We start from the raw sequence: 11887 nt of genomic DNA, 5'->3' as shown, positions 1-11887 counted from the left end.
GTCGGCAGCCAGTTTCTAGATGACGAAGTGCGCTAAATTGCGCACAATAAATACTATGAAGTTTGATCACACCCTCGATGCCCGCGGCCTGTTGTGCCCGGAACCCGTAATGATGCTGCACTCAGCGGTGAGAAATGTTGCCGATGGGGAAGTATTGAAAATGATGGCCACCGATCCCTCGACGCAGCGGGATGTGCCCAAGTTCTGCCAGTTTCTCGGCTATGAACTAGTGCAGCATGCAGAGGAGAATGACGAGTTCGTGTATTGGATCAAGAAAGCGGAATAGTTGGTCAGATAGCGCCCCGGTCCCGCTTCGACGGCACCGGGGGCACACTCCCGAATAAGTTTTGTACTGACTCTATGGCCTGTTAACTCTTATGGCGCCGTTACTAGAGCGGCGATCGCGGCTAGTGCCTCAGGGTCCTCAGATTTGATCTTGTTGGCGATATGATGTTGGAAGAAGTAGCGAAAGCCTTCACTCTCCTGTGCTGGGTATAGACAGTGATCTCCCGGTAGTACCGGAGTGGTCTCAACGACATCGTGATCGATCAGCATACCGTGAATAACGCCGTCGGCGTGCAGCCTCCAGCTGATGACCTCGATCAGTGTCAGGTTCTCCCTGTCCTTATCCATAAACACCGCATGGGTGCCGATGGTATCGGGAATCTCCTGCAGAACTTCCTCGGGTTTGCTGCTCTCAAACTCAAAGTATTCCGCCGCAGTCTCCAACTCGACGACTTTGTGGATTGGGGGATGGTGGAAGATGTCTTCAATACCGGGGTCGTAGTAGCCTTCGAAGCGTCCATCCAAAGGGTCCTTGATATCTGGACAGGCCACTATGGTGTTTAACCAGGGAACGAGGCCAACGACCTCGCCATTCGCTTTAAGCCCCCAGCAGAGTATTTTTAAGCTGTATAGGTCTGTACCGCTGGAGTTGTTGGAGTAGAGCATTTCCAAGCCGTCTAGCTCCGGCGAAAGGCGAATAAAGCGCCTGTCCGCAGAAGTTTCGATCGGCTCGCCGGTGAAGAGGTCAACCACATTGTTGATGCTGTGGTCTGTCATGGAACACCTCCTGGCAGGGCCGGTTATATACCGTCTCCGATCAGATCAAGGTGCGACTGCCAAGGCCCTATCTCTGAAAGAAGACCGGGGCAGGAGGGTATTTGACTGCATTAGACCCCTCCTCGGGGAATACGCTGAAAAGGCAGGTGTTCAGCGGCCTCCCTGTGAGTAAAGGTATATGTTGATTTCCGGAAATACAACCGGCCCGCTAACGCCTGCAGAAGCGGCGCGGCTTTGATCGAGGCGCTCCCGTTGATATAGTCCCCGCCTTTGCGGTATCCCGGAGAATATCTTGCCCGTCACTCACTTAGAAATGGCTCCAGTTTCTAATACTCCCCTAGCAGCCAGATCCACTGCCGAGCGTATTGTGGCGGTCTTCAATCGCTGTTTTTCCAGTCCAGAAGGACTAAATACCCGACTTTGCGGCGGTTTTTCCGAACCTTACTATCGGCCCGCCGGGGGCCAGCAGGGCCATCATCAGGTCGAGTTCACTCTCGACTATGCGGCCAGCGCACTGCACGAGGTGGCCCATTGGTGTGTGGCCAGTGAGGCCCGCCGGCAGTTGCCCGACTATGGCTATTGGTATGCTCCAGATGGGCGTAGTGCCGAGCAACAAGCAGAATTCGAGTTGGTGGAGGTCAAACCCCAGGCGCTGGAATGGATTTTCGCCCGTGCCTGTGGCCTCCGTTTCCGTGTCAGTGCGGACAACTTGGAGAGTGGCCTTGGTCCCAGCACCAGTTTCAAAGAGGCTATTTGGCGCCAGGTTCAGCGCTATTGTGCGGAGGGGCCCAATGAGCGGGCGCGCACTTTCGCTCTTGCGCTCGCAGGGGCGTTTACTCAGCCAGATCCATTGAGCGGCGATGACTATCAGCTGCGGGAGCTGTCGTGAGCAGTTTTCTGGTCGACTCTTCTGTCTATATCTTTCGCTATTACTTCGCTTTGCCACCCAACTGGCAGAGTCGCAGTGGTTACGACACAGAAGCGGTCTACGGCTTCACCAACTTCCTGCTGGATCTTTTGGCGAGAAATCCACGTCATATCGCCTGCGCTTTCGATGAATCTCTCGGCAGTTGCTTCCGCAACACGCTTTACCCGGACTATAAATGCAGTCGCGCATTGCCAGATGAAGCCCTGGCCTTTCAGTTGGCGGCCTGCCGGGAGATGGCGGAAGCCCTGGGTATCGCCAGTTTCTCCAGTGAGCGTTATGAGGCGGACGATATTCTCGCCAGCTTGACGCGAAAACTGCGCAATCATGCCCCAATCATTGTGAGTCGGGATAAAGATTTGGGGCAGTTACTGGCTCGTGGAGCCTCCAGTCTTTGGGATTTTGCCGCAAACCAGCATATGGACAGCGTGGCCATTGAGCAGAAGTTTGGGGTAAAACCCGCGCAGATTGCCGACTACCTGGCGCTGGTGGGGGATAGCAGTGACGATATTCCCGGAGTACCCGGCATTGGTGCCAAGACTGCGGCGCGATTACTGGGCGAGTTTGATGATGTCGAAGCGCTGTTGGCACAGCAAGAGAGAGTGACAACACTGCCCATTCGGGGTGCGAAAGGGCTCGCCCAGCGGCTGGAGGAATACTCCGACCAGCTGCGCTTGGCAAAACGCCTGGCAAGCCTGGTGGAGGATATCCCCCTTGGCATTAAGGTGAGTGATTTGCGTCCGCAACCTGTGGATGTTGAATTGGCCACGGCTCTGGCCAAGGAGTTCGGGATCGGCGGGCTGGCAGGAAAAATAGAGCGCACACTGGTGAGCGCTGAAGGAGAACCTACATGAGTGAAAGCCACGCACAGGGCGTTGGCCTCAAGATTGTTGCCGATGAGAATATACCGGCACTGGAGCAATATTTTGGCGATCTGGGTAAGCTGGTACGCTATCCGGGCCGCACACTGACGCGCGAGCAATTGATTGATGCCGATATCCTACTGGTGCGCTCCGTCACACGAGTGAATCAGAGCCTGCTGGAAGGCACGCCGGTACGTTTCGTGGGTAGCTGTACCATCGGCACCGATCATCTGGATACCGATTGGATGGAGCGCAATGGTATTTACTGGAGCGCCGCGCCGGGCTGCAATGCCAACTCCGTGGTTGAATATGTATTTTGTACTTTGGCCGCCCTAGACGTGGACTGGCGCGGGCGCAGCTTTGGCATTGTCGGTTGTGGCAATGTGGGAGGGCTGCTGCAGAAGCGCTTGCATGCCCTGGGTGCGAGCTGTGCTGTCTACGACCCCTGGCTGCCAGATAACCCCGACTTTGCCCCCCTTGAGCAAGTACTGAGTCAGGACATTGTGTGCCTGCACGCCCCCCTGGTTAAAGATGGGCCCTTCCCCAGTTTGCATATGATCGGTGCTGAGCATTTGGCACAGATTCGCGACGGCGCTGTTTTGATTAGTGCCGGTCGCGGTGCGGTGGTGGACAATCGCGCGTTATTACAGGTGTTACAGCGGGCAAAGCGTTTTAAGACGGTACTGGATGTCTGGGAGGGGGAGCCGGGAATCAACACTGAGCTGTTGGAGTTGGTGGATCTGGGTAGCCCGCATATTGCCGGCTATAGCCTGGATGGCAAGCTCACAGGCACCCGCATAATTCGTGAGGCGCTCTCCAATGCGCTGGATCTGGCCCAGCCAGAAAACACTGGCGTCACCTGCGATACGCAAGCTGAAGTCTCTAGAAGGCAACTTGAGCCGGTGATTAGTGGGGCGGCGCCAATAGCGAATTTGTTATTGCAAATGTATGACCCACGCGAAGATGATGCGCGCCTGCGCGAAGCTGCTCGAGGGATAGAACCTATGGCCAAGGCTTTCGACCGCCTGCGCCGTGAATATCCCGAGCGTTTGGAGTTTTCCCATTACCGCGCCGCAGCGCAGGCCCTGGGTAAAAAAGAGAGAGAAGAGTTGGCAGTACTGGGGCTCATGTGCGATTAGAAAAACAAGTTAAGAAACTGGGTTTGATTATCAATCCTTGGGCCGGTGTTGGCGGCCCAGCGGGGCTTAAGGGCAGCGATGGAGCTGAGACAGTGGCGCAGGCCCTGACGGCTGGTATTGAGCCGCAATCCCACAAGCGTGCCGCGATTGCCCTGGAGGCCTTGCTACCGTTTCGGCAGCAGCTGGAGTTTTTGTGTTTTGCCGGTGATATGGGGGCGGATACGGCTAGTGCACTGGGCTTTGCCGTGCGTGAGGTGGGTGCAGCCGAGTCCACCCCGTCAACCCCCGAGGACACCGAGAGAGCGGCAATGGCGATCCGCGACGCCGGTGCCGACCTGATCGTCTTTATTGGCGGTGACGGCACTGCGCGCAATATGACCAACGTCCTGGGTGATCACTTTCCAGTACTGGGTATTCCCGCCGGTGTCAAAATGCACTCCGCTTGTTTCGCGATTTCCCCCAAGGCCGGTGGAGAAGTTTTGCGTAAATTACTGGCCGGTGAGCTGGTGGATTTGTGTGAGCGCGAGGTGCGTGATATCGATGAAAATAGCTTCCGCCAGGGGCGGGTGAGCACTCGCCACTACGGCGAGCTGCTGGTGCCCCAGGAGGGCCACTTCCTGCAGGCAGTAAAGAACGCCGGGCGCGAGGTGGAAGAGCTGGCTGTGGCGGATATCGCCGCGGAGATTGTCGAGGAACTAGAGCCGGATACCTTGTATATCGTCGGTCCCGGTTCAACTACCTTAGCTGTCTTGAGTGAATTGGGGTGTGACGGCACCCTGCTGGGGGTGGATCTGCTCTGTGATGGCGCCCTCTTGCAAAAAGATGTGAGCGCGCCGCAGATTGAGGCAGCGATTGCCGCACACAAGAGTGTGAAAAAAAATGGTCAGGTAAAAATTATTCTCACTGCCATCGGAGGCCAGGGCCATCTGATCGGCCGCGGTAACCAGCAATTCTCCCCCAGAGTCCTAAGCCAAGTGGGTCGTGAAAACCTGGTGGTTGTCGCCACCAAAACCAAAATAACCGAACTCGGCGGGCGCCCCCTGTTAGTGGATAGTGGTGACCCCGAACTGGATCGGCAGTGGAGCGGCTTTATCCGTGTGGTAACCGGCTACCGCGATGCGATCCTCTACCCCCTAAGCAATGGAGAAGTCTGAGTGTCTACCGATTGGCAAGTGTTGCTGCAGCAAGTAGAGCCCAAGTTAGTTCAGGGCGGCGGTGACAGCCGGCGTTTGTTTCATGGGCGTGGTCGCTGTTTTACAGGCCTGGAGCAGGTTTGTGTCGATAGTTTTTTCCCTGCATTACTGGTTACTTTTTTTGAGGAGTACGAGGGGGAAGGGGAGTTGTGCGAGAAGCTCTGGCAGATGGCCGAATCATACGGTTATCAGGGGGTGGCCGCGCAGCGTCGCTATCTCCCCGGTGCACCATTGGAGTGGTTGTGTGGCGAATCGGTTGCCGCACCAGTGGCGCAGCGCAACGGTCTGCAGTTTCCACTGACCTTTGATCGTCAGAATGTTGGCTTCTTTCTGGATATCGAACCCGGTCGTACCTGGCTTGAAGCGCAGGTGCGGGAGCGCTCGGAGCGCAAATCGGTGAAGATGCTGAATTTGTTCGCGTTTACCTGTGCTTTTTCTGCTGTGGCTCGAGCCGCTGGGGATATTGAGATCGTCAATGTGGATGTGAACCGGGGCGTTTTGAATCGCGGCCGAGAAAACCACGAGGTGAATGGCCTGTCCCTGCGGGGCATTCAATTTTTACAATTCGATGCGCTGCGCCAGTTCAAGCGCTTCGATCGCCGGGGGCCCTTTGATCTCGCTATCGTAGACCCACCCACACGCCAGAAAGGCCGCTTCGATGTGAGTCACAACTACAAAAAACTGCTGCAACAACTGCCTGCCTGCCTCGCGGATGAGGCAGACCTGCTGATGGTGATCAACTCCCCGCGCCACAGCGAAGCGCACTTTCGCGAGTTGATACTCGGTGCCGATAGCGGCTATGAAGTGGTAGAGCGGCTGGCGCAAAACCCGGATTTCCCCGATCGGGACCCGGATGCCGCCCTAAAAATGCTGCACGTTAAATATCGTCGTCAGAGTTAGCGATACTAAATAGCGGTGATGCCCAAACCACTCTATTTACAGTGCGGCAAACTCCCGCATCAGGCACTCCACCAGCGCCTGTAACTTTGCAGAGGAACCATCGCGCACGGCGCTGTTGAGCAGCTGTGCGTTACTCTGGCCAGAATTTTCTTCCTTGTTGATCAACAGCAGAAATCCCCGGTGGCTCAGTACCACTTCCTCCGCAGCTTCCTGGCGCACCAGCTGGGAGAAGTGAATGTAACCGCTCTGTTTTAACCAGCTGAGGGCACCCAGACAGGCCAGGTGCCGTGGTGAGTGCAGGCCGAATTCGTCGGGGGTGTCTGGCCCGGCAATGTCCTCTATGTAAATGGTGGAGGGCAGGGGGAACTGGCCAAACAGTGCCAGCAGAATTCTGCCGGCATCACGATAAAAGTCGTGGATATGTAAATCGTCCAACATCAGCGGGTATATCGCTCCAAAAAGTAACCCAACCGCTCAATTGCGTGGGAAAGGTCGTCGGCGCGGGGCAGAAAGACAATGCGCAGGTGATCGGGCGCGTCCCAATGGAAAGCGCTGCCCTGTACCAGCAGGATTTTCTCCTGGCGCAGGAATTCCAATACCAGCTGTTCATCACTATCGATTTTGTGGTGGTCCAGGTGCAGCTTGGGGAACAGGTAGATGGCACCACTAGGTTTGACACAGCTGACACCGGGAATGTCGTTGAGCATGCGGTAGGCCAGATCGCGTTGCTGGCGCAAGCGGCCGCCGGGCAGTATCAAGTCGTTAATACTCTGATAGCCCCCCAGTGCGGTTTGCACGGCATACATGGCCGGTACATTGCCGCACAGGCGCATAGAGGCGAGTATTTCCATCCCTTCAATAAAGCCTCTGGCGCGATGCTTGATTCCACTGATGATCATCCACCCGGAGCGGAAGCCGGCCAAGCGGTACGATTTGGACAAGCCATTGAAGCTCAGGCAGAGCACATCCGGGGCCAGTTTGGCCATGGGGGTGAACTCGGCGTCGTCATAGAGGATCTTGCTATAGATTTCATCGGCAAAAATCACCAGATTGTGGCTGCGCGCCACCTCTACAATCTCTTCCAGCAAAGCCTTGGGATAAATAGCCCCGGTGGGGTTGTTGGGGTTGATCACGACAATGCCGCGGGTGCGAGGCGTGATTTTTTCTTTTATGTCCTCAATATCGGGCAGCCAGCCGGATTCCTCGTCACAGCGGTAGAGTACCGGGTTGGCACCAGCGAGATTGGTAGCGGCCATCCACAGGGGGTAGTTGGGCATGGGCAGCAGCAGCTCATCGCCATTGTTGAGCAGTGCCTGGGTGGCCATGGAGATTAACTCGGAGACACCGTTGCCCAGATAGATGTCATCAATTTCAACTCCCTGGATACCCAGGGTCTGGCACTCCTGCATAATAGCTTTGCGCGCGGCGAATAGTCCCTTGGACTCCACATAGCCCTGGGCCTGGGAGAGATTGTGGATGACGTCCTGGATGATTTCATCGGGGGCGTTAAAGCCGAAGGGGGCGGGGTTGCCGATATTCAGCTTGAGGATACGGTGGCCTTCCTCCTCCATGCGATGGGCTTGCTCCATCACCGGGCCGCGAATCTCATAGCAGACGCCGTGCAGTTTTTCAGATTTATGGATGTCCTTCATGTTGGTGCGGCAGCCCTGTAGCTTGGCAGGAGCAGCCTCAGCCGCGAGCGAGCTGCGCGATAGGCGGGATGTCCACTGGCGGCGGTTACCGCTCCTGCGAGAACGATTAAAACGGAACGAGACAGTATGGCAAAAGCAAAAGACGATAACTACTGGCGAGATCAGCTGACAGATGAGGAGTTTGAGGTCTGTCGCAAAGGGGGGACAGAAGCGCCATTTAGCGGGGAATATTGGGATGTTTTTGACAAAGGTCTCTACCGCTGCCGCTGTTGTGGCGAGGTTTTGTTTGATGCGGGAGCAAAATTCCAGAGCTACTGTGGCTGGCCCAGCTTCGATGAGGAATTTAGCGTGGGGATTATTCGAGAGCTAGCCGATAATAGTTTTGGTATGGAACGTATCGAGATTCGCTGCAGTCAATGCGACAGTCATCTAGGGCATGTGTTCGATGATGGGCCTACTGAAACCGGCCTGCGCTATTGCGTTAATTCCTTGTCGGTGAGGCTGGATCAGGAGTTCAACGAAGAAGACGGCGAAGAGGAGGGCAAGTGAGGAGAGTACACTGGAGTCGCTGGCTACTCAGGGTGCAGTGGGGGCTACTCGGGATTATTGTGCTCGCAGGCTTGGCACTGCGGTTCGGATTGCTGCGCTTCGAATTGGTCTTCATGATATTTACCTACGCGGGTGGGGCGGCACTGACTGTCGCACTGGTGAGTTTATTGGTGTTTGTCTGGGGGTCGCGCAATCACAGGCCCCAGGCGCGCAGCAATGCCCTCTGGGCTGCGTTGCTGGGACTGCTGCCAGTAGCTGTGCCCCTCATTACGGTGGGCAAAGATAATTTCAATGCGCCAAAAATCCACGATATCACTACCGATACCCGCAACCCCCCGGCATACCAAGCAGTCCTCGACTTGCGTAAGCCTTGGGACAATAGTGCCGCATACGGCGGCGAGCCTGTGGCGAGCCAGCAGCGTGAAACCGATATCTATTCCGACATCTATCCACTGCATGTCCATATGTCTGTAGCCCGCACCACTGAGCTGGCGGCGGAGGTTGCCAAGAAGCTGGGCTGGAAGATTGTGTCTTACGAACCGGAGAAGGGGCATTTCGAGGCAACCGACCGAACCCTGTTGTTAGGCTTTACCGACGACATAGTGGTGCGAGTACGGCCGGAAGATGATGGTGGCTCGCGGGTGGACGTGCGTTCCAGTTCCCGTGTGGGAGTCAGTGACCTAGGGGCCAACGCAAAGCGTATCCGTGAGTTTATTGAGGAGCTGCACCTGCGTGTACTCAGCGAGCAGTACGGAGAGCCCTCTGACGCCTAAATTATCTTCCCGCAACCGGCAGTGTTAGGTAAGTATCTGACAATAAAAGAAAAAAAATTCAATTCGGGTGTTGACAGTATCCCGAACGGTACATAGAATGCGCCCCACTTCTGACGCAGAGCTACACTTTAAAACGCAGCGAAACGACAGAAGGTTTCTGGGTCCCCATCGTCTAGAGGCCTAGGACACCGCCCTTTCACGGCGGTAACAGGGGTTCGACTCCCCTTGGGGATGCCACGCGGGAATAGCTCAGTTGGTAGAGCGCAACCTTGCCAAGGTTGAGGTCGCCGGTTCGAACCCGGTTTCCCGCTCCAAGTTTCCGCTTTGCGAGATGATCTCTAGTCAGCTCACAAAGCACGCCACCGAGAAATCAGTGGCATTGCCATGGGCAGCATGGCAGCACCGGACCATAAGGTCGAAGTGCAAGTTTCTGTCCCCATCGTCTAGAGGCCTAGGACACCGCCCTTTCACGGCGGTAACAGGGGTTCGACTCCCCTTGGGGATGCCAATACGACCCGGTAGCAATGCTACCGGGTCAAATTGCGGGAATAGCTCAGTTGGTAGAGCGCAACCTTGCCAAGGTTGAGGTCGCCGGTTCGAACCCGGTTTCCCGCTCCAATTTTATTTTTGGATGGATCTTTGGCCCCATTCAAAAGTAAAGTCACCGCGAGGTGGCAAAGCCATGGACAGCGTGGCAGCACGGGACCGAAGAGGTTGTAGTGCAAAGTTTCTGTCCCCATCGTCTAGAGGCCTAGGACACCGCCCTTTCACGGCGGTAACAGGGGTTCGACTCCCCTTGGGGATGCCAATACGGCCCGGCAGCAATGCTGCCGGGCCAACACAAAACGCGGGAATAGCTCAGTTGGTAGAGCGCAACCTTGCCAAGGTTGAGGTCGCCGGTTCGAACCCGGTTTCCCGCTCCAAAATAAAAAAGCCGCTCAATCGAGCGGCTTTTTTATTTTCCGATATATTGCTTCTAAGTTTATTACTTGCACTGGTATTGCCGGAGTGCGACTGTGCGCCTGGAATTCCGCCTCCGCGGCTTTGGGCTTCCCTGTGTTTCCGCCGGTTGAAATTATTCGGGCAAGCACGTTGAATGGCGCCTTCAGCATAGGAATTCACAATGACCGCCGCGTTATCTATCCATAACCTGCAAAAAACCTACGAAGGCGGCTTCCAGGCCCTGAAAGGGATCAGCTTCGAAGTGCAGCCGGGGGACTTCTTTGCTCTGCTGGGCCCCAATGGTGCAGGTAAGTCCACTACTATTGGCATTATCTGCTCATTGGTGCGCAAGACTGCCGGTAGCGTGTCGATTTTTGGTGTCGATATCGACAGTGATTTTGCCGCTGCCAAGCGTCTTTTAGGCGTGGTGCCGCAGGAGTTCAATTTCAGTCAGTTTGAAAAAGTCTTCGATATTGTGGCTACTCAGGGGGGATTCTATGGAATGCCGCGCAAGTTGGCAGAGGAGCGCACAGAGCAATATCTGAAGCAGTTGGGACTTTGGGATAAGCGACACACCCAGGCGCGTATGCTGTCTGGGGGGATGAAGCGCCGCCTGATGATTGCACGGGCACTGATTCACGAGCCAAAACTACTGATTCTGGATGAGCCTACTGCTGGGGTGGATATCGAGCTGCGTCGCTCCATGTGGAGCTTCCTGGAGGAAATTAACGCTCGGGGTACCACCATTATCCTCACTACCCATTACCTGGAGGAGGCGGAGAGCCTGTGCCGCAATATCGCCATTATCGATAAGGGCGTTATCGTTGAGAATACCTCTATCAAGTCCCTGCTGAAGACTCTCAACCGCGAGACATTTATTCTCGACTGCAGCGAATACCTAAGTAAGGCTCCGGAGCTTACGGGGTTTAAATGCTGCCTGTTGGATAATCATTCCCTGGAAATCACTGTAGAAAAAGGGCAGTCACTGACAGAGGTCTTTGTCGAGCTCAAGGCCCAGGGCGTTACCGTGACCAGTATGCGCAACCGTGCCAACCGCCTGGAAGAATTGTTTATTTCCATGTTGTCCGAGGAAAAAGAAGAGGGGTTGGATTCGTGAGCGGTAAGTTGACCTGGATATCCTTCAGCACCATTTTCCGCCGGGAGGTGCGCCGCTTTATGCGCATCTGGCCACAGACCCTGGTGCCGCCGGTGATCACCATGACGTTGTACTTTGTGATCTTCGGCTCTCTTATTGGCAGCCGTATCGGGGAAATGGGTGGATACCCTTATATGGAGTTTGTGGTACCTGGGCTGATTATGATGTCAGTGATCACCAACTCCTATGGCAATGTCGTGTCCTCTTTTTACAGTGCTAAGTTTCAGCGCAGTGTTGAGGAGCTGCTGGTATCGCCCACGCCAAATTGGGCGGTGATGGCTGGCTATGTACTGGGCGGTGTTGCGCGTGGCTTGGTTGTAGGCCTGATTGTCACTCTAGTAGCGATGTTTTTTACTTCTCTCAGAGTCGAACACCTGGGAGTCACCATCGCTATTGTGTTTCTCGCATCGGCGCTATTCTCCCTGGCGGGTTTTATCAATGCGATTTATGCCAACAGCTTTGACGCCATATCGATTATTCCCACTTTTGTTTTGACCCCGCTTACCTATCTGGGTGGTGTTTTCTACTCCATCGATCTGTTGTCACCCTTTTGGCAAGGATTGTCGAAATTGAACCCGATTCTCTATATGGTGAACTCCTTTCGCTATGGAATCCTGGGCGTTTCCGACATTAATGTGGCCTGGGCATTTGTTGGGGTCTTGGTTTTTATTGCGCTTCTCGCCAGCTGGGGACTTTACCTGATGAGTCACGGCAAGCGATTGAGGCACTGAGG

The 11887-nt window shown here is 55.3% G+C and carries 13 protein-coding genes and 6 tRNA genes; 16 read left to right on the top strand and 3 right to left on the bottom strand.

The genetic code is table 11. The features are described from left to right. Positions 1-19: 19 nt before the first annotated feature. Entirely contained in the window at positions 20-286 is a 267-nt protein-coding gene (gene tusA, locus ACJJIT_RS12850; RefSeq protein WP_252085279.1) for a sulfurtransferase TusA, read from the top strand. An 89-nt stretch (positions 287-375) separates the two neighbouring features. On the opposite strand, the gene ACJJIT_RS12845 is transcribed toward tusA, so the two are convergent. Then, a complete protein-coding gene (locus ACJJIT_RS12845) occupies positions 376-1062 on the bottom strand; it encodes a hypothetical protein (protein WP_252085280.1) in 687 nt (228 codons plus the stop codon). A 292-nt stretch (positions 1063-1354) separates the two neighbouring features. Between ACJJIT_RS12845 and ACJJIT_RS12840 the strand changes: the two genes are divergently transcribed. The 5 genes from ACJJIT_RS12840 to ACJJIT_RS12820 are packed head-to-tail and all read left to right on the top strand — an operon-like array spanning position 1355 to position 6082. Continuing rightward, positions 1355-1951, top strand: a complete 597-nt coding sequence (locus ACJJIT_RS12840; protein ID WP_444898629.1) for an elongation factor P hydroxylase — start codon at positions 1355-1357, stop codon at positions 1949-1951. Next, positions 1948-2841, top strand: a complete 894-nt coding sequence (locus ACJJIT_RS12835; protein ID WP_444898628.1) for a 5'-3' exonuclease — start codon at positions 1948-1950, stop codon at positions 2839-2841. The genes ACJJIT_RS12840 and ACJJIT_RS12835 overlap by 4 nt, the downstream gene beginning before the upstream one ends. After that, entirely contained in the window at positions 2838-3989 is a 1152-nt protein-coding gene (locus tag ACJJIT_RS12830) for a 4-phosphoerythronate dehydrogenase (protein WP_444898627.1), read from the top strand. Before ACJJIT_RS12835 ends, ACJJIT_RS12830 begins: the two co-directional genes overlap by 4 nt. Next, positions 3980-5143, top strand: a complete 1164-nt coding sequence (locus ACJJIT_RS12825) for an ATP-NAD kinase family protein (RefSeq protein ID WP_444898626.1) — start codon at positions 3980-3982, stop codon at positions 5141-5143. Before ACJJIT_RS12830 ends, ACJJIT_RS12825 begins: the two co-directional genes overlap by 10 nt. After that, on the top strand, positions 5144-6082 hold the full coding sequence (locus ACJJIT_RS12820) for a class I SAM-dependent methyltransferase (RefSeq protein ID WP_444898625.1): 939 nt from the start codon (positions 5144-5146) through the stop codon (positions 6080-6082). It begins immediately after the preceding gene. 36 nt (positions 6083-6118) lie between these two features. On the opposite strand, the gene ACJJIT_RS12815 is transcribed toward ACJJIT_RS12820, so the two are convergent. Beyond that, positions 6119-6520 (bottom strand): hypothetical protein, encoded by a 402-nt coding sequence (locus ACJJIT_RS12815; RefSeq protein WP_444898624.1) that lies wholly within the window; start codon positions 6518-6520, stop codon positions 6119-6121. Further along, complete coding sequence (locus ACJJIT_RS12810; protein ID WP_444898623.1) at positions 6520-7734, bottom strand: pyridoxal phosphate-dependent aminotransferase; 1215 nt, start codon at positions 7732-7734, stop codon at positions 6520-6522. The genes ACJJIT_RS12815 and ACJJIT_RS12810 overlap by 1 nt, the downstream gene beginning before the upstream one ends. 126 nt (positions 7735-7860) lie before the next feature. Between ACJJIT_RS12810 and msrB the strand changes: the two genes are divergently transcribed. From msrB to ACJJIT_RS12760, 10 genes are all read left to right on the top strand, one after another. After that, the gene (gene msrB, locus ACJJIT_RS12805) at positions 7861-8283 is read left to right on the top strand and encodes a peptide-methionine (R)-S-oxide reductase MsrB (RefSeq protein ID WP_444885496.1); all 423 of its coding nucleotides are present in this window, start codon (positions 7861-7863) and stop codon (positions 8281-8283) included. Further along, the gene (locus tag ACJJIT_RS12800; protein WP_444898622.1) at positions 8280-9056 is read left to right on the top strand and encodes a DUF1499 domain-containing protein; all 777 of its coding nucleotides are present in this window, start codon (positions 8280-8282) and stop codon (positions 9054-9056) included. Before msrB ends, ACJJIT_RS12800 begins: the two co-directional genes overlap by 4 nt. 161 nt (positions 9057-9217) lie before the next feature. Beyond that, positions 9218-9293 (top strand) — tRNA-Glu (locus ACJJIT_RS12795). 1 nt (position 9294) lies between these two features. Beyond that, positions 9295-9370 (top strand) — tRNA-Gly (locus ACJJIT_RS12790). A gap of 118 nt (positions 9371-9488) precedes the next feature. Further along, a tRNA-Glu gene (locus ACJJIT_RS12785) sits at positions 9489-9564 on the top strand. Positions 9565-9598: 34 nt separating this feature from the next. Beyond that, a tRNA-Gly gene (locus ACJJIT_RS12780) sits at positions 9599-9674 on the top strand. Positions 9675-9788: 114 nt separating this feature from the next. Continuing rightward, positions 9789-9864 (top strand) — tRNA-Glu (locus ACJJIT_RS12775). A gap of 39 nt (positions 9865-9903) precedes the next feature. Then, positions 9904-9979 (top strand) — tRNA-Gly (locus ACJJIT_RS12770). A 200-nt stretch (positions 9980-10179) separates the two neighbouring features. Continuing rightward, positions 10180-11115 carry an ABC transporter ATP-binding protein gene (locus tag ACJJIT_RS12765; RefSeq protein WP_252085290.1) on the top strand — a complete coding sequence of 312 codons (936 nt, stop codon included), beginning with the start codon at positions 10180-10182 and terminating at the stop codon, positions 11113-11115. Beyond that, positions 11112-11885, top strand: a complete 774-nt coding sequence (locus tag ACJJIT_RS12760) for an ABC transporter permease (protein ID WP_444898621.1) — start codon at positions 11112-11114, stop codon at positions 11883-11885. The genes ACJJIT_RS12765 and ACJJIT_RS12760 overlap by 4 nt, the downstream gene beginning before the upstream one ends. The last annotated feature ends 2 nt before the right edge of the window (positions 11886-11887 follow it).

This window comes from Microbulbifer mixtoriginis (SeqCode) (assembly GCF_052467515.1).
The sequence above is the reverse complement of the archived record's forward strand: the minus strand, read 5'-3'. Positions and strand labels throughout refer to the sequence as shown.